Source organism: Kitasatospora sp. NPDC057936 (genome assembly GCF_042887525.1).
Lineage (GTDB): Bacteria > Actinomycetota > Actinomycetes > Streptomycetales > Streptomycetaceae > Kitasatospora.
Window position 1 is genome coordinate 237,791 of the sequence record NZ_JBHVPD010000001.1, and the last position, 22,304, is coordinate 260,094.

Consider the following 22,304-nt stretch of genomic DNA (forward strand, 5'->3'; position numbering starts at 1 on the left):
CGTCATTCCTTCGGTGAGTGGGACTGGTTGGGGGCGAGGTGCGTGTGCGGTGCGTTCAGTGGGGTGAGGAGGAGAGCAGCGGGAGCTGCCCGTCGAACTGCCACAGCGGGTTCGGCGCGTCCCCGTCCGGGGTCTGCACCAGGAAGTAGCCGTTGACCTCCTTCGGCCCGTCGCCGTCGGCCATCAGCCGGCCGTCCGAGGCGACGTCGAGCTGGTAGACCGCCGTGCCCGGCGCGGCCACGCCCGGCAGGTGCCAGGTGACGACGCAGCGCCAGTCGTTGCCGGGGCCCTCCGGGTCGACGTGGCCGTCCCCGCGGTCGCAGGCCGCCGTGACCCGCAGCTGCTCCTCGGTGACGGCGGGGCGGTGCAGCTGTTCGGTCTGCAGCCGGTACAGGTGCGCGAACACGGTCGACACCGACTGCTGCACCTTCGCCTGGGTGATCCCCGAGCCCGTCGACGGCGCGGCCACGGCCACCGCGCCGAACGTCAGCGCGAGCAGCCCGGCCAGCGGCAGGACGCCGGAGGTGAGCGCGCGGCGCTCCGCGCCGTCCTCGCTGCCGTTGGTGAAGTCGCGCCGCACGAACAGCCGGTAGGCCGCGGCGGTCGCCACCACGGCCCACACCAGGCTGACCGCGACCGAGATCAGCAGCTCGTCGAGCTGCGCCGGGTCGGCGAACAGCCCGTTCCACGAGACGAAGGCGTAGCCGGGCAGCGCGAGGCGCAGCGCCACCGGCAGCGGCAGCATCTGCGCGAGCTGCATCGCGACCGCGGTCAGCGCGGGGACGAGCAGGCCCATCGGCGAGCGGCCGAGGAGGACGGATCCGAGCAGCCCGATCGCGGCCAGCGCCAGGGTCGGTGCCAGTGCGCAGGTCCACGCGAGCAGGACGCCGCCGGCCGCGTCGGACGGCGGCAGCTGGTGCCCGTCGACGCCGACCAGCGGCCGGTTCCCGACCGCCGCCAGCCCGCCGGCCGTCGCGGACGCCATCAGCCCGGCCACCAGCAGCACGATCACGGTGCCGCTCGCCAGCGCCTTGGCCGCGAAGATCCGCCGCGGGGAGCGGATCGCGACCAGCAGGTGGCGCCAGGTGCCGAGGCGGTCCTCGGCGGCGAAGACGTCGCCCGCGACCACGGAGGTGAGGAGGGGCAGGGCCCAGGAGCCGGCGAAGCCCAGCACCACAAGGGGCCCGGCCCAGCCGGTGGCGTGCATCCAGCGGCCGAACAGCGTGTCGGACGGCAGCGTGCCCTGCTGGGCCACGGCGGCGACGAACAGGCCGGGCAGCGTCCAGCAGGCCAGCACCAGCAGGCGGATCCGCCACTGGGAGACGAGCTTGACGACCTCGAAGCGGTACACCCGGGCGACCGGTACCGGCCGCGTTCCGGGGGCCGCCTTCGGGGATGCGAGTGCGGTGCTCATCGGGCGCCCTCCTGCTGGTCGGTCAGGGCGAGGAACGCGGCCTCCAGCGGCGGGACCACGGGAGCGACTTCCCGCACCCCGATGCCCGCGTGCACCAGGGCACCCACGAACTGCTCGACGGCCGGCGCCGAAGCGCGCACGACGAGCGTCCCGGCCGCGCGCCGGGGCCCGGTCCCGGTGACGGCCCTGATGCCCGGGGTCTCGGCGGCCACGGCCCGGGCGGCCGACGGATCGGACGTGAGCAGGCGGTAGTCGAGCTCGGGGCTGTCGGCCGCGAGCTTCTCCAGCGGGCCGGAGAAGCGGACCCGGCCCGTCGCGAGGATCGTGACCTCGTCGCAGAGCGCCTCCAGGTCGTCCATGCGGTGGCTGGAGAGCACGACGGTCACGCCGTCGTCCGCGAGGCGGCGCAGCGCCCGGTGCACGTGCTGCTTGCCCGCCGGGTCGAGGCCGTTGGACGGCTCGTCGAGCACCAGCAGGCGCGGGTCCGTGAGCAGCGCGGCGGCCAGTCCGAGGCGCTGGCGCATGCCGAGGGAGAACCCGCGCACGCGGTCGTCCGCGACGTCGCTCAGCCCGACCTCGGCCAGGGCCCCGTCGATGCGGCCGGTGCGGGCGTCCTGGCCGGTCAGGGCCGCGAGGGCGGCCAGGTTCCGGCGGGCGGTGAGGGACGGGTAGAGGCCGGGGCCGTCGACGAACCCGGCGACGCCGGGCGGTGCGGCGAGGGCCCGTCCGACGGGTCTGCCCAGCACCTCCAACTCGCCCCCGTCGGCGACGGCCAGGCCCAGCAGCAGCCCGAGCAGCGTCGTCTTCCCGGCCCCGTTCGGCCCGGCCAGCCCGTGGATCCGCCCGGCCGCCAGGTCGAGCCCGACCCCGTCGAGCGCCACGACGTCACCGAAGTGCTTCGTCAATCCGCGTGCCCGTACGGCATGTTGTCTGTCGTTCATGGCCCCTTCTCGCAGTCCCCCACGGAAGGTAGGGGGTGCGCGGGGCGGCGTCAGGAGCGCGCGGTTGAACTCGGATGGAACAGCAGTCGGTATGTCCGTATGCGGACGCCTCCGCGGCCGGAACAGGGCGTCTGTCCCGGCCGCGGAGGGCTGTGCCGGAGGGTTGTGCCGGAGGGCTTGGACCGTCAGATTCCGAACGGAGCCGCGTACCGGACCGTGCCGGACGGCAGCGGGTGGTGCTCCGGGTCCAGGCCCAGCGCCATCAGCGCCTCGTCCGGCACCTCGATGCTCAGCCCGATCCCGTGGGCGGAGGCCCGGCCGAAGCCGAAGCGCGGGTAGTAGTCCGGGTGCCCGAGGACGACGACGAAGCGCTCGCCCAGGCGGCGTGCCTCGTCGAGCGCGGCGCGGATCGCGGCGGAGCCGGCGCCGGTGCGCTGGTACTCCGGGAGGACGGCGCAGGGGGCCAGGCACAGGGCGGGGGTGTCGCCGATGTGGCAGCGCGTGAGCAGCGCGTGGCCGACCCGGCGGCCGTCGGGGGTGACGGCCAGCACGGACAGCTCGTCGATCCAGGCCCCGTCCGTCCGCAGGGCGTCGACGAGGTCGGCCTCCGACGGCGACCCGAACGCGGCGAGGACGATCTCCCGGACGGCCGGGACGTCGTCGGCGGTCTCGGTGCGGGTGGTCCAGCGCGGGGTGGAGGTGGTGGAGATGGTCATGATGAACGAAGATCCGTTCCGGTGTGGTGTGTTCGTCCGGGGACGGCGACGCGTCCCCGGCCCCGCGAGCTCACGCTCCCGGCGGGGAAGGGGGATTCGAGGGCGGGGTCAGGCCGACGCCCGGGACGTGAGGGTGACCCGGGCGCTGCGCACGGCGACGGCCTTGAGCGCGGTCATCAACCCCACCTCCCCACTTCCTCGATCCGGTCGAACACGAACCGCTCCACCGTAACACCGACCCGGTCGGGAGGTCACGTCGTTTGTCGGCCGCGGATCCGCACCGGGCGGCTATCCCCAGTAGCCCGTGTGGACGGCGGCGGCCTCGTCGTAGAGGTGGGGGCCCGAGACGGTGACGGTGTTGCCGCCGGCGGCGAAGACGTCGCGGCAGGGGAGGGCGAGGACGGGCTCGTCCGGGTCCACGCCGGCGATGGCGTTCAGCTCGGGGGCGGCGAGGGCGTAGACGACCCGGCGGATGCCGCTCCAGTAGATCGCCCCGGCGCACATGGCGCACGGTTCGGTGCTGGAGTACAGCGTGGCGCCGGTGAGCTGGGTCGGGGCGAGGTGGCGGGAGGCCTGGCGGACGAGGTTGGTCTCGGCGTGGGCGGTGACGTCGTGGTCCGTGAGCACGGTGTTCTCGGCGGTGAGCAGGACGCCGCCGGCGCCGTCGGTCAGCAGGGCGCCGAACGGGTGGTTGCCGTGGGCCCGGGCGGAGGCCGCGAGCTCGATGGCCGTGAGCAGGTGGGCGCGGGTCTGGTCGGCCATGACGGTTCTCCTCGGGGCGGCGCGGGCGACGAGGACAAACGTATAGCGCGCGGGCCCGTCGGGGGTTGATCGAAACCGCCGGGGCCGCCGGTCGACCCGGAGCGGAAGGGGCCGGTCCGCGAGGGTAGCAGCGCGGGGCGGGTGTCCGCGGACGGGCGGCCGGGTGTCCAACCGCGGGCGTCTGCGGTTGGACACCGGGGGGCGCGGTGATCGATTGACAGACCGTTCGCGGCTCCAGGTAAATGGCGCAGCAGTGGCCCGCCGTTCGCGGGCGGACCTCCGTTTCCGGCACCCCGATCCAGGAGTTGATGCTGTGTCAGTGCGAGAGCGTGAGCATGAGAACGACGCCCGGCCGGACCTGTCCGGCGTGGTCGCCGCCGCGCTGGCCCCGTTGGTGCCGGTGCGGGCGGTGACCGTGCGGGCCGACGGGGCCGGGGCGCGGCGGCTGCTCGTCGAGGTGCTGCCCGAACCCGGGCCGGCGGGTGACGAGGACGACGAGGCCGTCGTGGTCGAGTCCTGGCAGGCCGTGTTCGAGGACGCGTACGGGCTGGTCGCGGACGACGACGGTCCGGAGGCGGGCCGGCTGGCGGGGTGGACCGACAGCTTCACCGGCCGGCCGATCGGCGCCGCGCACATGGCCGAGTGGGTGGACACCACGGTGGAGCGGCTCGCCCGGCTCGGACCCCGCGCCGTCCTGGAGATCGGCGCCGGCACCGGACTGCTCGCGCGGCCGCTGGTCGAGCGGCTCGGCGTCCGCGAGTACACCGCGACGGACTTCTCCGCCGAGGCGGTGCGCCTGCTGCGCCGGCTGGGCGACGACCTGCGCCGGGGCCGCCCGGAGGCCGTGATCGCGGTGGCGGAGGCCGCGGCCGACGTGCCCGCCCCGCCGGCCGCGGCGCCGGGCGGGTACGACACCGCCGTCGTCAACTCGGTCGTCCAGTACTTCCCTTCGGTGGCGTACCTGGAGTCGGTGATCGCCGCGACGCTGCCGCGGATGGCGCCCGGCGGGCACGTGTTCCTCGGCGACCTGCGGGACTCCCGCCTGCTGGAGCACTTCGCGGTGCTCAAGCACGAGCTGCGGCGGGAGCCGGGACCGCGCAGCGGCCTGCGCCTGGACCACGTGGCGGTCGAACTCGCCGGTGACGTCGAGCTGAGCGTCGACCCCGGCTACCTGGCGGACCTGCCGCGGCGCTTCCCGGCGATCACGGCGGTCGAGCTCGCCCCGCGCCTGGGCGCGGCGCTCACCGAGATGACGCTGTTCCGCTACGACGCCGTCCTGCACGTGGGCTGCCCGGCCCCGGCGGAGGCCGGCCCGTGGCGGCCCGCCGCCCGGATCGGGCTCGACGAGCTCGACTGGCTGCTGGCGGGCGACGCCGCGGCGTTCGGCGTCAGCGGGATCGCCAACGCCCGCCTGGGCGAGGCCCGCCGGCTGCACGCGGCACGCCGGGCGGAGCCGGTCGACGGGCCGGGCGCGCCCGGCCTCGACCCGGAGGCCGTCCACCGGCTGGCCGAACGGCACGGGCGGCCCGTCCGGCTGCGCTGGAGCCTGGACGGCCGGCCGGGGGACTACGACGCGTGGTTCCCGGGCCTGGACGCGGACGAGCAGGCGCACTACCGGGTCGCGGTGCCCGCCGCGGCGCCGGGCGCGGGGTGCCGTCAGCAACTGGTGCCGCCCGCCGTCTCGGAGGACTGGCGGCGGGCGGTGTGCGAGGCGCTCGCCCGGCACGCCCCGGACGCCGGTGAGCCGCCGGAGGTCGAGTTCGTCCTGGCGCTCGGCTGACCGTCGGCCACGGCCCTGGTGGACGCCCGGCCCCTCGGGCCATGATGCGCTGCGACGGCTTCGGCGGTGCCCGGCCGTCCGTCCGCGCGCGCTGTGCCGCGTGCCCTTCCCCCTAGTGCCCTTCTCCCTTGTGATGCCCCTGCGCCCGCCTGCCAGGGAGCCCCGAAGCCCCACGATCCCGCTGAGGTGACACCATGCCGACCAACCCCGACCAGCCCTTCGCCAGTGAGCCCCGAGTGCCTCGGACGGCGCGCGAGGAGGTGCTGTGCGGGCTGTTCGAGCAGGTGCTGGAGCGGCCGCGGGTCGGGGTGGAGGACGACTTCTTCGACCTCGGCGGGCACTCGCTGCTGGCCACCTGGCTGCTCGGGCGGATCCGGGCGGTCTTCGGGGTGGAGATCGGCATCCGGGACTTCTTCGACGCCTCGACCGTCGCCGGCGTCGCCGAACTGCTCGACAGCGGCGCGGCGGAGAAGCGGGCGCCGCTGCAGGCGATGGCGCGCCCCGAGCTGCTCCCGCTCTCGTACGCCCAGCAACGCCTGTGGTTCCTCCGGGAGTTGGAGGAGGGCGCGGCCGTCTACAACGAGGTCGTCGCGGTGCGGCTGCGGGGTGCGCTGGACGAGGGCGCTTTGCGGGCGGCGCTGGAGGACGTGGCGGGGCGGCATGAGAGCCTCCGGACGGTCTTCCCCGCGGTGGACGGCGTGCCGTGGCAGCAGGTCGTGCCGGTGACGGGCGAGCCGCTGGTGCCGCTGGAGGTGCGGGAGTGTGCCGAGCGGGAGCTGACCGGGCTGGTCGACGCGACCGTGGCCCGGGCCTTCGACCTGGCACGCGAACTGCCCCTGCGGGCCTCGCTGTTCCGGACGGCGCCGCAGGAGCACGTGTTCCTGCTCGTGGTGCACCACATCGCGTGCGACGGCTGGTCGATGGGGCCGCTGCTGCGTGACCTGGCCGCCGCGTACGACGCGCGTGGCGCGACGGGCGAGGCGCCGGTCTGGTCGTCGCGACTCCCGGTGCAGTACGGGGACTACGCGCTGTGGCAGCGGGAGGTGCTGGGCGAGGAGGACGATCCCGGCTCACTGATGGATCGTCAGCTCGACTTCTGGCGCGAGCGGCTGGAGGGCCTGCCGGAGGAGCTGGCGCTGCCGTCGGACCGTCCGAGGCCCGCCGTCGCGACCTTCGCGGGCGACACCGTGGACCTCGCGATACCCGCCGACGTGCACGCCGGGCTGGTGGCGCTGGCGCGGGAATGCGGCGCGACGCTGTTCATGGTGCTGCGGGCGGGGTGGGCGCTGCTGCTGTCGCGGCTGGGCGCCGGGGCGGACATTCCGATCGGCACGGTGGTGGCGGGCCGTTCGGACGAGGCGTTGGACGATCTGATCGGCTTCTTCGTCAACACGCTGGTGCTGCGGACGGACCTGTCGGGCGATCCGAGCGTGCGCGAGCTGCTGCGCCGGGTGCGCGAGGCGGACCTGGACGCCTTCGGGCGCCAGGAGGTGCCGTTCGAGCGACTGGTCGAGGTGGTGAACCCGGTCAGGTCGGCGGCCCGGCACCCGCTCTTCCAGACCATGGTGGTGCTGCAGAACAACTCCTGGACGACCTTGCGGCTGCCGGGCCTGGAGACCGAGGAGTTCCGGGTGGACCACCGGATCTCAAAGTTCGACCTGTCCCTGGACGCCTGGGAGCACTTCGCCGAGGACGGGCAGCCGGCCGGCCTCGGCGGTCAGTTGGAGTACGCGAGCGACCTGTTCGACCGGCCGACGGCCGAGGGGCTGGTGGAGCGGTTCGTCCGGGTGCTGGCGGGGATGGTGGCCGATCCGGACGTCCGGGTGGGGGCGCTGGAGGTGCTGGAGCCGTCGGAGCGGCACCGGCTGCTGGAGGAGTGGGCCGGTGTCGTCGAGCCGGCGGCCGACCCCGAGCCGGTGCACCGGCTGTTCGAGCGGCAGGCACGGACGAGCCCGGACGAACGTGCTCTGGTCTGTGAAGACCGGGAGTTGGGCTTCGGTGAGCTGAACGCGCGGGCGAACCGGGTGGCGCGTGAGCTGGTGGCGCGGGGTGTGGGGCCGGAGGTGCGGGTCGCGGTGCTGTTGCCGCGGTCGGTGGAGTCGGTGGTGGCGCTGCTGGCGGTGTTGAAGGCGGGTGGTACGTATCTGCCGATCGACGCGGAGTATCCGCGTGAGCGGGTGGAGTTCATGCTGGCGGACGCGGCTCCGGAGGTGCTGGTCACCGATCGGGAGCTGGGCGCTGGCTATCCGCAGGTCGCTCAACTGCTGCTCGACGACGAGGCGGTGGCGCGGCACGCCGATGAGGATCTCGCGGTGGCCCTGGCTCCGCGGCACGCGGCGTACGTCATCTACACGTCGGGTTCGACGGGCCGGCCGAAGGGCGTCGTGATCGACCACGGCAGCCTCGCCAACCTCTGCCACCACTACGAGGTCACCACCTACGCCGAACTGCTGGCCGCTACCGGCCGGGAGCGGGCGAGCGTCGCCACGACGGCCCCGCTCGCGTTCGACTCGTGCTGGGTGGCGCTGCTGGCCATGTTCGTCGGCCACGAGCTGCACCTGCTGGACGACGAGACCCGACGCGACGCCGCGCGGCTGGTGGAGTACCTGGAGCGGGCCCGGGTCGAGTTCCTCGACACCACTCCGGGCTACGCGGCGGAACTGGTCGAACAGGGGCTCCTGGACGGGGAGTCCGGCTTCGCGCGCATGCTGAACGTCGGCGGCGAGGCGGTGTCGGAGTCGCTCTGGCGGCGCGTGCTGGCGACGCCGGGGTGGACCGGACAGAACACCTATGGCCCGACGGAGAACACCGTGGACGCGCTGATGGCGTGGTTCGCCGTCGCGCCGTCGCCGGTGCTGGGCCGGGCGACGACGAACACGCGGGCCTACGTGCTGGACGCCGCGCTGCGTCCGGTGCCGGCCGGGGTGATCGGGGAGCTGTACGTGTCCGGGGCGCAGGTGGCGCGCGGCTACCTCGGGCGTCCCGGGCTGACGGCGTCGCGCTTCCTCCCGGATCCCTTCGCGGGGCCGGGCGAGCGGATGTACCGCACGGGAGACCTCGTGCGGTGGACGGCGGACGGCCAACTCGTGTTCCTGGGCCGGGCGGACGACCAGGTGAAGGTGCGCGGCTTCCGGATCGAGCTGGGCGAGGTGTCGGCGGCGCTGGAGCGCTGTGCGGACGTCTCGGCCGCCGTCACCGTGGTCCGGGAGGACCGCCCGGGGGACCGCCGGCTCGTGGCGTACGTCGTCCCCGCCGCCGGAGCCGTGCCGGATCCCGCCGCCGTGCGCAGGGAGGTGGCGTCGGCGCTGCCGGAGTATGCGGTGCCGTCGGCGGTGGTGGTGCTGGAGGCGCTGCCGCTGACGGGGAACGGCAAGGTGGACCGCCGGGCGCTGCCCGCGCCGGAGGCCGAGGTGCATGTCACGCGGGCGCCCCGGGACGCGCGGGAGGAGGTGCTGTGCGGGCTGTTCGAGCAGGTGCTCGGGCGGCCGCGGGTCGGTGTGGAGGACGACTTCTTCGAGCTGGGCGGGCACTCCCTGCTGGCGACGCGCCTGGTCAGCCGGGTCCGTTCGGCGCTCGGCGTGGAGCTGGGCATCCGCGACCTGTTCCAGGCGCCGACCGTGGCCGGGCTGACCGCCCTGCTCGACCAGCGCGGCGCGGTGGCCCCGCGGCCGCCGCTGCGGCCCGTCGAGCGGCCCGAGCGGCTCCCGCTCTCGTACGCCCAGCAGCGCCTCTGGTTCCTGCGCGAGTGGGAACGGGCGAGCGGCGCCTCGACGTACACGGTGCCGACCGCACTGCGGCTGCGGGGCGCGCTGGACGAGGGTGCGCTGCGGGCGGCGCTGGAGGACGTGGTGGGCCGGCACGAGAGCCTGCGGACGGTGTTCCCGGTCGTCGACGGCGTGCCGTGGCAGCAGGTCGTGCCGGTGACGGGCGAACCGCTCGTCCCGTGGGAGGTGTCGGCGTGCGGGCGGGATGAGCTCGACGAGCGGCTGGCGGCGGCGTCCGGCCACGGCTTCGACCTCGCGAATGAACTCCCGCTCCGGGCATGGCTGTTCAGGATCGCCCCGGAGGAGCACGTGCTGCTCCTCGTGGTGCACCACATCGCGTGCGACGGCTGGTCGATGGGACCGCTGCTGCGCGACCTCGCCGCCGCCCACGCCACCCGCAGCACGACCGGCGACGCTCCGGGGTGGTCCGAACTCCCGGTGCAGTACGGCGACTACGCGCTGTGGCAGCGCGGTGTGCTGGGCGCGGAGGACGATTCCGAGTCCTTGGCGAACCGTCAGCTCGACTTCTGGCGCTCGCGGCTGTCCGGCCTGCCGGAGGAGCTCACGCTGCCCACCGACCGGCCGCGGCCCCTCGAACCGGGCTTCGCCGGCGGCGTGGTCGACGTGGCGGTGCCGGCGGAGGTGCACGCCGGGCTGGTGGCGCTGGCGCGGGAGTCCGGGGCGACGCTGTTCATGGTGCTGCGGGCGGGGTGGGCGCTGCTGCTGTCCCGCCTCGGGGCCGGCACCGACATCCCCGTGGGCACGGTGGTGGCGGGCCGTTCGGACGAGGCGTTGGACGACCTGGTCGGGTTCTTCGTCAACACGCTGGTGCTGCGGACGGATCTGTCGGGCGATCCGAGCGTGCGCGAGCTGCTGCGCCGGGTGCGCGAGGCGGACCTGGATGCGCTGGGCAGTCAGGACGTGCCGTTCGAGCGACTGGTCGAGGTCCTGAACCCGGCCAGGTCGGCGGCCCGGCACCCGCTCTTCCAGACCATGTTGATCCTCCAGAACAACGCGTGGTCGGAGCCGGGCCTGTCGGGCCTGCGGGTCGACGAGATCCCGGTGGACCACCGGATCGCGAAGTTCGACCTGTCCGTCGACTTCTGGGAGCAGGCGGGCTCGACGGGTGAACCGGTCGGACTCGGCGGCCAGTTGGAGTACGCGAGCGACCTGTTCGACCGGTCGACCGCCGAGGACCTGGCCCGCCGGTTCGTCCGGGTGCTCGCGGCGATGGCGGCGGAGCCGGACGCCCGGGTGGGCGCGCTGGAGGTGCTGGAGCCGTCGGAGCGGCACCGGTTGCTGGAGGAGTGGGCCGGTGTCGTCGAGCCGGCCGTGGACCGTGAACCGGTGCACCGGCTCTTCGAGGAGCAGGCCCGGAGCCGCCCGGACGAGCGGGCACTGGTGTTCGGCGGCCGGGCCTGGACCTTCGGTGAGCTGAACGCGCGGGCGAACCGGGTGGCGCGTGAGCTGGTGGCGCGGGGTGTGGGGCCGGAGGTGCGGGTCGCGGTGCTGTTGCCGCGGTCGGTGGAGTCGGTGGTGGCGCTGCTGGCGGTGTTGAAGGCGGGTGGTACGTATCTGCCGATCGACGCGGAGTATCCGCGTGAGCGGGTGGAGTTCATGCTGGCGGACGCGGCTCCGGAGGTGCTGGTCGCCGATCGGGAGCTGGGCGCCGGCTATCCGCAGGTCGCTCAACTGCTGCTCGACGATGAGGCGGTGGCGCGGCACGGCGATGAGGACCTCGCGGTGGCCTTGGCTCCGCGGCACGCGGCGTACGTCATCTACACGTCGGGTTCGACGGGCCGGCCCAAGGGCGTCGTGATCGACCACGGCAGCCTCGCCAACCTCTGCCACCACTACGAGCGCGTGACCTTCGCCGGTCACCGGGCCCGCTCGGGCGCCACCCGGATCCGCATGATCTCGACCGCGCCGCTGGCCTTCGACTCCAGCTGGACCCCGGTGCTCGGGCTGTTCCTCGGCCACGAACTGCACCTGACGGACGACGACGACCGCCGCGACGCCGCCCGACTGGCCGAGTACATCGGGCGGGAAGGCATCGAACTGCTGGAGACGACGCCGGGCTACGCCGCCGAACTGGTCGAGCAGGGCCTGCTGGAGGCGGACCCGCGCTCGCCCCGGACCCTCGTGGTCGGCGGCGAGGCGCTGCCGGAGTCGCTGTGGCGCCGGATGCTGGACGCGCCGGGGTGGACCGGGCAGAACACCTACGGCCCGACGGAGAACACCGTGGACGCGCTGGCGGCGTGGTTCGGCGACACCGACGGGCCGCTGCTCGGGCGGGCGACGACGAACACGCGGGCCTACGTGCTGGACGCGGGGCTGCGTCCGGTGCCGGTGGGCGTGGCAGGCGAGTTGTACCTCGCCGGGGCGCAGGTGGCGCGCGGCTACCTGGGCCGCCCCGGGCTGTCGGCGTCGCGGTTCCTGCCGGACCCGTTCGGTGGTCCGGGGGAGCGGATGTACCGGACTGGTGATGTGGTGCGGTGGCTGCCGGACGGCCAACTCGCCTTCCTGGGACGGGCGGACGACCAGGTGAAGGTGCGCGGGTTCCGGATCGAGCTCGGTGAGGTGTCGGCGGCGCTGGAGCGCTGTGCGGACGTCGTCGCCGCGGTCGCGGTGGTCCGGGAGGACCGCCCGGGAGACCGGCGGCTCGTCGGGTACGCGGTGGCGCGCGAGGGCGCGGCCGTCACGGGTGCCGCCGTGCGCGGCGAGGTCGCGTCGGTGCTGCCGGAGTACGCGGTGCCGTCGGCCGTCGTGCTGCTGGAGGCGCTGCCGCTGACCGGCAACGGCAAGGTGGACCGCCGTGCGTTGCCCGCGCCGGAGGCCGAGGTGCATGTCACGCGGGCGCCCCGGGACGCGCGGGAGGAAGTGCTGTGCGGGCTGTTCGAGCAGGTGCTGGGCCGTGCGCAGGTCGGTGTGGAGGACGACTTCTTCGCGCTCGGCGGGCACTCGCTGCTGGCCATGCGCCTCGTCGCCCGGGTCCGCTCGGTGCTCGGCGTGGAGCTGGGTATCCGCGACCTGTTCCAGGCGCCGACCGTGGCCGGGCTGACCGCTCTGCTCGACCAGCGCGGCGAGGTCGACCCGAGGCCGCCGCTGCGGCCCGTCGAGCGCCCCGAGCGGCTCCCGCTGTCGCACGCCCAGCAGCGCCTCTGGTTCCTCGGGACCGTGGACAGCGAGGCCCGGACGGCGACGTACGCGATGCCGCTGACCGTCCGGCTGCGGGGCGCGCTGGACGAGGGCGCTTTGCGGGCGGCGCTGGAGGACGTGGTGGGCCGGCACGAGAGCCTGCGGACGGTGTTCCCGGTCGTCGACGGCGTGCCGTGGCAGCACGTGGTGCCGGTGACGGGCGAGCCGCTCGTGCCCTGGGAGAGCGTGGCGTGTGCGGCGGAGGCCGTCACCGGCCTGATCGACGGGGCCGTGCACGGCGTCTTCGACCTCGCGAGCGAACTCCCGCTCCGGGCCTGGCTGTTCCGGATCGCTCCCGATGAGCACGTGTTCCTGCTGGTGATGCACCACATCGCGTGCGACGGCTGGTCGATGGAACCGCTGCTGCGCGACCTCACCGCCGCGTACGCGGCCCGCAGCGGGACGGGCGAGCCTCCGGCGTGGTCCGAACTCGGCGTCCAGTACGGCGACTACGCGCTCTGGCAGCGCGGCGTGCTGGGTGAGGAGGATGACTCCGATTCACTGATGAACCGTCAACTCGACTTCTGGCGCGAGCGGCTGGCCGGCATGCCGGAGGAGCTGGCGCTGCCGTCGGACCGTCCGAGGCCCGCCGTCGCGACCTTCGCGGGCGACACCGTGGACCTCGCGATACCCGCCGACGTGCACGCCGGGCTGGTGGCGCTGGCTCGTGAGAGTGGTGCGACGCTGTTCATGGTGCTGCGGGCGGGGTGGGCGCTGCTGCTGTCGCGGCTGGGCGCCGGCACCGACATCCCCGTGGGCACGGTGGTGGCGGGCCGGTCGGACGAGGCGTTGGACGAGCTGATCGGGTTCTTCGTCAACACGCTGGTGCTGCGGACGGATCTGTCGGGCGATCCGAGTGTGCGCGAGTTGCTGCGCCGGGTCCGCGAGGCGGACCTGGACGCGCTGGGCAGTCAGGACGTGCCGTTCGAGCGCCTGGTCGAGGTCCTGAACCCGGCCAGGTCGGCGGCCCGGCACCCGCTCTTCCAGACGCTGCTGATCCTCCAGAACACCACCTGGTCCGAGCTGGACCTGCCCGGACTGGAGACCGAGGACGTTCCGGTCGAGCACCGGATCGCCAAGTTCGACCTGTCGGTGGACTGCTGGGAGCTGACGTCGGCGGCCGGCGGGCCGGGCGGGATCGGCGGCGAGCTGGAGTTCGCGACGGACCTGTTCGACCGCTCGACGGCGGAGACGCTCGCCCGGCGGTTCGTCCGGCTGTTGTCCGGGATGGTGGCGGACCCGGACACCCGGGTGGGCGCGCTGGGGCTCCTGGAGGACTCGGAGCGAGACCAGTTGGAGGAGTGGGCCGGTGCCGTGACGCCCGAGCCCGACGCCGAGCCGGTGCACCGGCTCTTCGAGCAGCAGGCGAGGACGCGCCCGGCCGAACGCGCTCTGGTGTTCGGCGACCACGAGCTGAGCTTCGGTGAGCTGAACGCGCGGGCGAACCGGCTGGCTCGCGAGCTGGTGGTGCGGGGTGTGGGGCCGGAGTCGGTGGTGGCGGTGGCGCTGCCTCGCTCCGCAGACGCCGTGGTGTCCGTGCTGGCGGTGCTGAAGGCCGGTGGGACGTACCTGCCGGTGGATCCGGGGTATCCGCGGCAGCGGGTGGAGTTCATGCTGGCGGACGCCCGTCCGTCGCTGGTGCTGACGACGTCGGCGCTGGGGATCGACGGGCCGTGCCTGCTGCTCGACGATCCGACGGTGATGGACGCCGTGGCGGCGCATGGGAGCGAGGACCTGCCCTGCCGGGTCCACCCGCAGAACGCCGCCTACCTGATCTACACGTCCGGCTCCACCGGTACCCCCAAGGCCGTCCAGGTCCCGCACGCCGGCCTCGCCAACCTCGCCCGGCACCTCGACCGCTCGGTCCTGGCCGACCACCTCGCCGCGACGGGCCGCTCCCGGGCCCGCGTCGCGAGCACGTCGTCGTCCTCCTTCGACGCGAGCTGGCAGTCGCTGAGCGCGCTGTTCCTCGGACACGAGCTGTACGTGCTGGACGAGGAGACCCGCCGGGACGGCCCCGCCGCCGTGGCGGACCTACGCCGCGCGGGCGTCGACCTGCTGGACACCACGCCCGCCTACGCGGCGGAACTGGTCGAGGAGGGACTGCTCGACCCGGATCCGGCCGAGGGCCTGCCCGTCGTGCGGACCCTGCTCCTGGGCGGCGAGGCGCTCCCGGCACCGCTGTGGGAGCGGCTGCGCGCGACGCCCGGCCTGGTCGCGCACAACGCGTACGGACCGGCCGAGTGCGCCGTCGACACGGTGATGACGCCGCTGTCGGCGGCCGGTTCGCCGGTCCTGGGCCGGGCGACGACGAACACGCGGGCCTATGTGCTGGATGCGGGGCTGCGTGCGGTGCCGGTGGGGGTGGCGGGCGAGTTGTACCTCGCCGGGGCGCAGGTGGCGCGCGGCTACCTGGGCCGCCCCGGGCTGACGGCGTCGCGCTTCCTCCCGGATCCTTTCGCCGGTCCGGGGGAGCGGATGTACCGCACGGGCGATGTGGTGCGGTGGCTGCCGGACGGCCAACTCGCCTTCGTGGGGCGGTCGGACGATCAGGTGAAGGTGCGCGGCTACCGGATCGAGCTGGGGGAGGTGTCGGCGGCGCTGGAACGCTGTGCGGACGTCGTCGCCGCGGTCGCGGTGGTCCGGGAGGACCGCCCTGGGGACCGGAGGCTCGTCGGCTACGTCGTCCCGGCCGCGGGGGCCTCACCCGATGCCGCCGCCGTGCGCGGCGAGGTCGCGTCGGTGCTGCCGGAGTACGCGGTGCCGTCGGCCGTCGTGGTGCTGGAGGCGCTGCCGCTGACGGGCAACGGCAAGGTGGACCGCCGTGCCCTGCCCGCGCCCGCGGTCGTCGCGCAGGTCGCGCACGCCCCGCGCGACGCCCGCGAGGAACTCCTCGCCGGGCTCTTCGCGGAGATCCTGGGCGTGCCCAGGGTCGGTGTGGACGAGGACTTCTTCGCGCTGGGCGGGCACTCCCTGCAGGCCATCCGCCTGCTCGTCCGGGCCAGGGCGGCGCTCGGCGTGGAGCTGGGCATCCGCGACCTGTTCCAGGCACCGACGGCCGCCCGGCTCGCCGCGCTGCTGCAGTCGCGGACCGCAGCGCCGCACGAGCCGCTGGTCGCGGTGGAGCGCGGCGAGCGGACGCCGCTCTCGTACGCCCAGCAGCGCCTCTGGTTCCTGCGCGAGTGGGAGGGCACCGGGAGCGCCTCGACGTACACGGTGCCGACCGCGCTGCGACTGAAGGGGGCACTGGACGAGGGGGCGCTGCGGGCGGCGCTGGAGGACGTGGTGGGCCGGCACGAGAGCCTGCGGACGGTCTTCCCGGTGGCGGACGGCTCGCCCTGGCAGCACGTGGTGCCGGTGACGGGCGAACCGCTCGTCCCCTGGGAAGCGGCCGACTGCGCCCCGGAGGACCTGCCCGGGCGGATCGCCGCCGCGGCCGGGCACGAGTTCGACCTGGCGCGCGAACTTCCGCTGCGCGCCTCGCTGTTCCGCGTCGCACCGGACGAGCACGTGTTCCTGCTGGTGGTGCACCACATCGCGTGCGACGGCTGGTCGATGGGCCCGCTGCTGCGCGACCTGACCGCCGCGTACACGACCCGCCGTGCGAGTGGCGGGGCTCCGGCCTGGTCCGAACTCCCCGTCCAGTACGGCGACTACGCGCTCTGGCAGCACCGGGTGCTCGGCGAGCCGGATGTGATGGATCGTCAGCTCGGCTTCTGGAAGGACCGTTTGTGCGACCTGCCGGAGGAGCTGGCGCTGCCGTCGGACCGTCCGAGGCCCGCCGTCGCGACCTTCGCGGGCGACACGGTGGACGTCGAGGTGCCCGCCGACGTGCACGCGGGACTGGTGGCGCTGGCGCGCGAGTCCGGGGCGACGCTGTTCATGGTGCTGCGGGCGGGCTGGGCGCTGCTGCTGTCCCGCCTCGGGGCCGGGGCGGACATCCCCGTCGGCACGGTGGTGGCGGGCCGGTCGGACGAGGCGCTCGACGACCTGGTCGGGTTCTTCGCCAACACCCTGGTGCTGCGCACCGACGTCTCCGGCGACCCGAGCGTCCGGGAGCTGGTGCGCCGGGTGCGGGAGGCGGACCTGGAGGCGCTGGGCAGCCAGGACGTGCCGTTCGAGCGGCTGGTCGAGGTGCTCAACCCGGTCCGGTCGGCGGCCCGGCACCCGCTCTTCCAGACCGCGCTCGTGCTGCAGAACAACGCGTGGTCCGAGGCCGGGCTGCCGGGTCTTGAGGTCGAGGAGGTCCCGGTCGACCTGCCGAACGCCAAGTTCGACCTCGCGGCCGGCCTCTGGGAGCGCCGGACCGGCGACGGCGGGCCGGGCGGGATCGGCGGCGAGCTGGAGTTCGCGACGGACCTGTTCGACCGCTCGACGGCGGAGACGCTCGCGCGGCGGTTCGTCCGGCTGTTGTCCGGGATGGTGGCGGACCCGGAAGCCCGGGTCGGCGCGCTGGAGCTCCTGGAGCCCGCCGAGCGGGCCGCCCTCCTGGCCCACGGGACGGGAGCCGTGCGCGCTGCGGACTCCGGCCTGCTCGCCCACCAGGTGTTCGAGGCGAGGGCGGCGGAGCAGCCGTTCGCGCCGGCGGTGGTCGACGGGGACCGCGAGGTGAGCTTCGGTGAGCTGAACGCGCGGGCGAACCGGTTGGCGCGGGAGCTGGTGGTGCGGGGTGTCGGGCCGGAGTCGGTGGTGGCAGTGGCGCTGCCTCGCTCCACAGACGCTGTGGTGTCCGTGCTGGCAGTGCTGAAGGCCGGTGGGACGTACCTGCCGGTGGATCCGGGATATCCGCGGCAGCGGGTGGAGTTCATGCTGGCCGACGCCTGTCCGTCACTGGTGCTGACGACGTCGGCGCTGGGGATCGACGGGCCGTGCCTGCTGCTGGACGACTCGACGGTGACGGCCGTCGTGGCGGCGCATCCGAGCGAGGACCTGCCTAGCCGGGTCCACCCGCAGAACGCCGCCTACCTGATCTACACGTCCGGCTCCACCGGCATTCCCAAGGCCGTCCAGGTCCCGCACGCCGGCCTCGCCAACCTGGTGGCCGCGTCCGCGGCGAAGCTGCGCCTCGGCCCGGGCCGCTCGCTGCTCCAGCTGGCCTCGCCGGGCTTCGACGCGGCCGTCTACGAGTGGGCCAACGCGCTGCTGGCCGGAGCGGCGCTGGTGCTGCCGCCCGCCGACGCGCGGTCCGGCGAGCCGCTCGCGAGGGTGCTGGCGGAGCGCGGTGTCACCCACGCCGTCATCACGCCCGCCGTCCTCGCGACGCTGCCCGCGCGGTCGGCGGCGGACCTGGGCGGACTGGCCGTCCTGGTCGTCGCGGGCGAGGCCCTGCCCGGCGAGCTCGTGGCGCGGTGGGCACCCGGCCGGGAGCTGATCAACGCCTACGGGCCGACCGAGACCACCGTCTGCGCGACCGCCAGCGAGCCGCTGCGGCCGGACGGCGGGGCGCCCATCGGCCGCCCGCTCGACGGCACCCGGGTCTACGTGCTGGACGCCGGGCTGCGGCCGGTGCCGGCGGGCGTGGCCGGCGAACTGTACGTCGCCGGGGCGCAGGTGGCGCGCGGCTACCTCGGGCGTCCCGGGCTGACGGCGTCGCGCTTCCTCCCGGATCCCTTCGCGGGGCCGGGCGAGCGGATGTACCGCACGGGAGACCTCGTGCGGTGGACGGTGGACGGCCGACTCGTCTTCGTGGGCCGGGCGGACGACCAGGTGAAGGTCCGTGGAGTCCGGATCGAGCCGGGCGAGGTGGCGGCGGCGCTGGAGCGCCGCGCGGACGTGACCGGCGCCGTCGCCGTGGTCCGGGAGGACCGCCCGGGAGACCGGAGGCTGGTCGGCTACGCGGTGGTGCGCGAGGGCGCGGCCGTCACGGGCGCCGAACTGCGCCGCCACCTGGGCACCGTCCTGCCGGAGTACGCCGTCCCGTCGGCCGTCGTGGTGCTGGAGGCGCTGCCGCTGACCGGCAACGGCAAGGTGGACCGCGGCGCCCTGCCCGCCCCCGAGGCCGAGGTGCGCGTCACCCGCGCGCCCCGGGGCCCCCGCGAGGAGGCGCTCTGCCGGCTGTTCGCCGAGGCGCTCGGCCTGCCCGAGGTCGGGGTGGAGGACGACTTCTTCCACCTCGGCGGCCACTCCCTGCTGGCCACCCGCCTCGTCACCCGGATCCGCGCCGAGCTCGGCGAACCCGCCGAGCTGACCGACCTGTTCCGCGCCCCGAGCCCGGCCGGACTGGCCGCCCTGCTGGACGGCGGCCCGGCCGCGGACCCCGGGGTGCTGGTGCGGCTCGGCGGCGAGGGCGACCGGCCGCCGCTGTTCTGCGTCCACCCGGTGACCGGCCTCGGCCGCTGCTACACCGGCCTCGCCGACGGGCTGCCGGACCACCCGGTTTACGGCCTCCAGGCCCGCGGCCTCGACCGCCGCGCCGAGCGGCCCGCGGACCTGGCGGCGATGGTCGGGGACTACGTGGACCGGATCCGCGAGGTGCAGCCGGCCGGCCCCTACCACCTGCTCGGCTGGTCGACCGGCGGGAACATCGCGCACGCCATGGCCTGCGCGCTGCGCGCCGCCGGTGAACAGGTGCGCCTGCTGGCCGTGTTGGACGCCTACCCGGTCGAGAGCGGACACTGGGGCGCGGAACCCGAGGACGTCGACGCGGAGCTCGTCGCCGACCTGCTCGGCCGCGAGGGCGGCGGGTTCGCCCCCGGCGCCGCCGCGCTCGACCACCTCGCCGCCACCGCGACGGCCGTCGTCCGGGCGGTGGCGGACGCCCCGACCGGACGGTTCGACGGCCGCGTGCTGCACGTCACCGCGACCCTCGGCCGGTCCGGGGACGCGCCCGGCGCCGAGGCCTGGGAGCCGTACGCGGCCGGCGGGATCGACCGGCACGAGGTCGCGGCCGAGCACTTCGACCTGACCCGCCCCGAGCCGCTGGCCGCGATCGCCCGGTTCGTCGCCGAGGCCCTGGACGGGTGCTGAGCCCGTCCCCGTCCCCCCCGTGATCACCCGACCGAAACCACAGAAGGGAAACACCGTGTTCGACAGCGACACCGCCCGCTTCCACGTCGTCCTCAACCACGAGGAGCAGTACTCCGTCTGGCCCGAGGACCAGGAGATCCCGGCCGGCTGGACCGCCGAGGGCACCACCGGCACCCTCGACGAGTGCACCGCGCACATCGACCGGGTCTGGACCGACCTGCGCCCGCTCAGTCTGCGCCGGCTGATGGCGGAGCAGGCCGGGCGGGCGTGACGCGCCCGCCCCGGGACGACCGGCCGCCCCGGCCGGCGGCGCCCCGGCTCCCGACCGCCCTCGCCGGGCTGGCCGACCTCCGGGTCGACACCCCGGTGACCGCCGTCCTCAGCTGGGAGCGCTCCACGGCCGGCTCGGGGCTCGCCCGGCTCTACGAGGGCGCCAAGCTCGCCCAGTGGAACGCCGCCACCGACATCGACTGGTCGCTGGACGTCCCCTTCGGCGAGCCGCTGCCCGCCGGCTCGGCGTACGCGCTGGACTCGCTGCGCGCCTCGCCGATCGGCCGGCGCGGGCCCCGCGCCTGGGACGACTTCCGCTGGCAGACCCAGGCCTGGACGGTCTGCCAGTTCCTGCACGGCGAGCAGGCGGCGATGCTCGCGGGCGCCCGGCTGGCCGAGGTGCTGCCGGACATCGAGGCGAAGCTGTGCGCCGTCAGCCAGGCCGGGGACGAGGCCCGGCACGCGGAGGCGTTCGGGCGCTACGTCGGGGAGCACGTCCCCGAGCCGTACCCGGTCTCGGAGGGGCTGCGGCGGCTGTTCGCGGACGCGCTCGGGGCCACCGAGTGGGACCTCCTCGCGCTGGCCGTCCAGTGCCTGGTCGAGCCGCTGGCACTGGCCGGCTTCCGGCTGGCGGAGGCCACCTTCCACGATCCGCTGATCAAGCAGATCACCGCCCTGGTGGCCCGGGACGAGGCCCGCCACGTCTCCTTCGGGGTGCTGCTGCTGCGCGACGTCGTCCCCGGGCTGTCGGCGGCCGAACTGGCGTGGAGGGAGGACTTCCTGCTGGCGTCCGTCGAACTCATGCGCCGCCGCTTCCTGCTGGGTGACCTGTGGGAGCGATTCGAGGTCCCGGCCGCCGAGGGCACGGCCTTCGCGCTGGCCGACCCCGGCCTGGCCGGCTACCGGCAGATGCTGTTCTCCCGGGTGGTGCCCATGCTCGCCCGGATCGGGCTGCTCACCCCGCGCGTGATGCGCGGCCTGGAGTCGATGGACCTGCTGAGCCGCCTGAGCGCGGACACCGTCGCCCGGGTCCGGCGGGAACGGGCGGCGCTCGGTGCGCCGACCGGCCGTGTGCACACCTGATCACTTGTCGTGAACGATCCGCCCTGAGTACGGTCGCTGACCGTGTCCGGTCCACCACGGCCGTCGCACCGCGGCGGCCCCGAACAAGAGGTCCCACATGGCCCAGTCCCCAGACACCGACCCTGCCGAGAAGCCCCAGGGGCTCTGGCGCAACCGCGACTTCGGGCTGCTGATCAGCGGTCAGGTGGTCTCGTTCCTGGGGAGCCAGGTCCAGGTCTTCGCGCTGCCGCTGCTGGTGCTCGCCGTCTCCGGCTCGCCGACCCAGGCCGGGCTCGTGATGGGCCTCAGCTCGCTGTCCTGGCTGCTCTTCGGCCCTTTCGCCGGCGCGCTGGCGGACCGCTGGGACCGCAAGACCACGATGATCCTGTGCGATCTGGGCCGCGCCGTGGTGACGGTCAGCGTGCCGCTCGCCATGTGGCTGGACGGCCTGACGGTCGCCCAGCTGTGCGCGGTGGCCGTGCTCAACGGGGTGCTGGAGACGCTCTTCGAGTCGGCCAACTCGGCGGCCCTGCCGAACGTCGTCGGCGCCGGGCAACTGGGGGCGGCGCTCGGCCGGTTCGAGACCGCGACGAACACCGTGCGGATCGGCGGCGGCATGGTCGCCGGCGCGCTGTACTCGCTCGGGCGGGCGGTGCCGTTCGTGGTGGACGCGGTCTCCTTCGTGCTCTCCGCGATCTCGCTGCGCTTCACCCGGGCGAAGTTCCAGGAGGAACGCAGCGAGGAGACCCCCGCCGGCCTGCTGAAGGAGGTCCGGGCCGGCCTGAGCTGGCTGATGGGCCAGCCGCTGATCCGCTTCCTCGCGCTGATCTCGGCCGCGGACGCGATCCGCTACGGCGCCGGCTACCTGGTGATCATCACGCTGGCCGAGCGGATCGGCGCCTCGCCCACCGAGATCGGGTTCGTCTTCACGGGGGCGGCCGTCGGTGCGATGGTCGGGGCGCTGGTCTCCAGCCGGGTCAACGACCGCTTCCCGCTGGGCCGCATCGCCACCGTGACGCTGTGGGTCGAGGCGCTGATGTTCCCGCTCTACGCCGTCGCCCCGAACGCCTGGCTGCTCGGTGCGGTGGCCGCCGCGGAGTCGGTGCTGGCGCCGGTGTACATGGTCGCGCTGTCCAGCTACCGGCTCGCGGCGACCCCGGACCACCTGCGCGGGCGGGTCTCCAGCGCGGTGCAGACCCTCGGCATGAGCGCGATGTCCCTCGGCGCGCTGATCGGCGGCGTGATGATCGACGGCCTCGGCCCGCGCACCACCACGGTGATCTTCGGCGGCTGGCTGATCCTGCTCGCGGTGCTGACCACCGTCAACCGCGCGGTGCGCCACTCCGCCGGGACCGCCCGCCCGGCCCCGGTCACGGAGGCCGCGCCGGCCCAGTCCTAGGGCCTGACCCCAAGCCCCCGCCACCACCAGAA

9 protein-coding genes are annotated in these 22,304 nt (G+C 74.7%); 5 read left to right on the top strand and 4 right to left on the bottom strand.

Features of this window, described 5'->3' with window-relative positions; all coding sequences use genetic code 11:
- Positions 1-55: 55 nt before the first annotated feature.
- The 4 genes from ACFVU9_RS01025 to ACFVU9_RS01040 all read right to left on the bottom strand — a co-directional run bounded on the left by ACFVU9_RS01025 (position 56) and on the right by ACFVU9_RS01040 (position 3,833).
- Positions 56-1,414, bottom strand: coding sequence for an ABC transporter permease (locus ACFVU9_RS01025; RefSeq protein WP_387588685.1), 1,359 nt, complete (start codon positions 1,412-1,414; stop codon positions 56-58).
- A complete protein-coding gene (locus ACFVU9_RS01030; protein WP_387588687.1) occupies positions 1,411-2,355 on the bottom strand; it encodes an ABC transporter ATP-binding protein in 945 nt (314 codons plus the stop codon). The genes ACFVU9_RS01025 and ACFVU9_RS01030 overlap by 4 nt, the downstream gene beginning before the upstream one ends.
- Positions 2,356-2,540: 185 nt before the next feature.
- Positions 2,541-3,071, bottom strand: coding sequence for a GNAT family N-acetyltransferase (locus ACFVU9_RS01035; RefSeq protein ID WP_380441090.1), 531 nt, complete (start codon positions 3,069-3,071; stop codon positions 2,541-2,543).
- Between the two features lie 288 nt (positions 3,072-3,359).
- Positions 3,360-3,833: a nucleoside deaminase gene (locus ACFVU9_RS01040; RefSeq protein ID WP_380441088.1), complete on the bottom strand. Its 474-nt coding sequence runs from the start codon at positions 3,831-3,833 to the stop codon at positions 3,360-3,362.
- 319 nt (positions 3,834-4,152) lie between these two features.
- On the opposite strand from ACFVU9_RS01040, the gene ACFVU9_RS01045 reads away from it, so the two are divergent.
- From ACFVU9_RS01045 to ACFVU9_RS01065, 5 genes are all read left to right on the top strand, one after another.
- On the top strand, positions 4,153-5,613 hold the full coding sequence (locus tag ACFVU9_RS01045; protein ID WP_387588689.1) for a methyltransferase: 1,461 nt from the start codon (positions 4,153-4,155) through the stop codon (positions 5,611-5,613).
- A gap of 194 nt (positions 5,614-5,807) precedes the next feature.
- Positions 5,808-19,541: an amino acid adenylation domain-containing protein gene (locus tag ACFVU9_RS01050; protein ID WP_387588691.1), complete on the top strand. Its 13,734-nt coding sequence runs from the start codon at positions 5,808-5,810 to the stop codon at positions 19,539-19,541.
- 55 nt (positions 19,542-19,596) lie between these two features.
- Positions 19,597-19,812 (top strand): MbtH family protein, encoded by a 216-nt coding sequence (locus ACFVU9_RS01055; protein ID WP_380441082.1) that lies wholly within the window; start codon positions 19,597-19,599, stop codon positions 19,810-19,812.
- The gene (locus ACFVU9_RS01060) at positions 19,809-20,894 is read left to right on the top strand and encodes a ferritin-like domain-containing protein (RefSeq protein WP_387588693.1); all 1,086 of its coding nucleotides are present in this window, start codon (positions 19,809-19,811) and stop codon (positions 20,892-20,894) included. The genes ACFVU9_RS01055 and ACFVU9_RS01060 overlap by 4 nt, the downstream gene beginning before the upstream one ends.
- 97 nt (positions 20,895-20,991) lie before the next feature.
- Complete coding sequence (locus ACFVU9_RS01065) at positions 20,992-22,272, top strand: MFS transporter (protein WP_380493865.1); 1,281 nt, start codon at positions 20,992-20,994, stop codon at positions 22,270-22,272.
- The last annotated feature ends 32 nt before the right edge of the window (positions 22,273-22,304 follow it).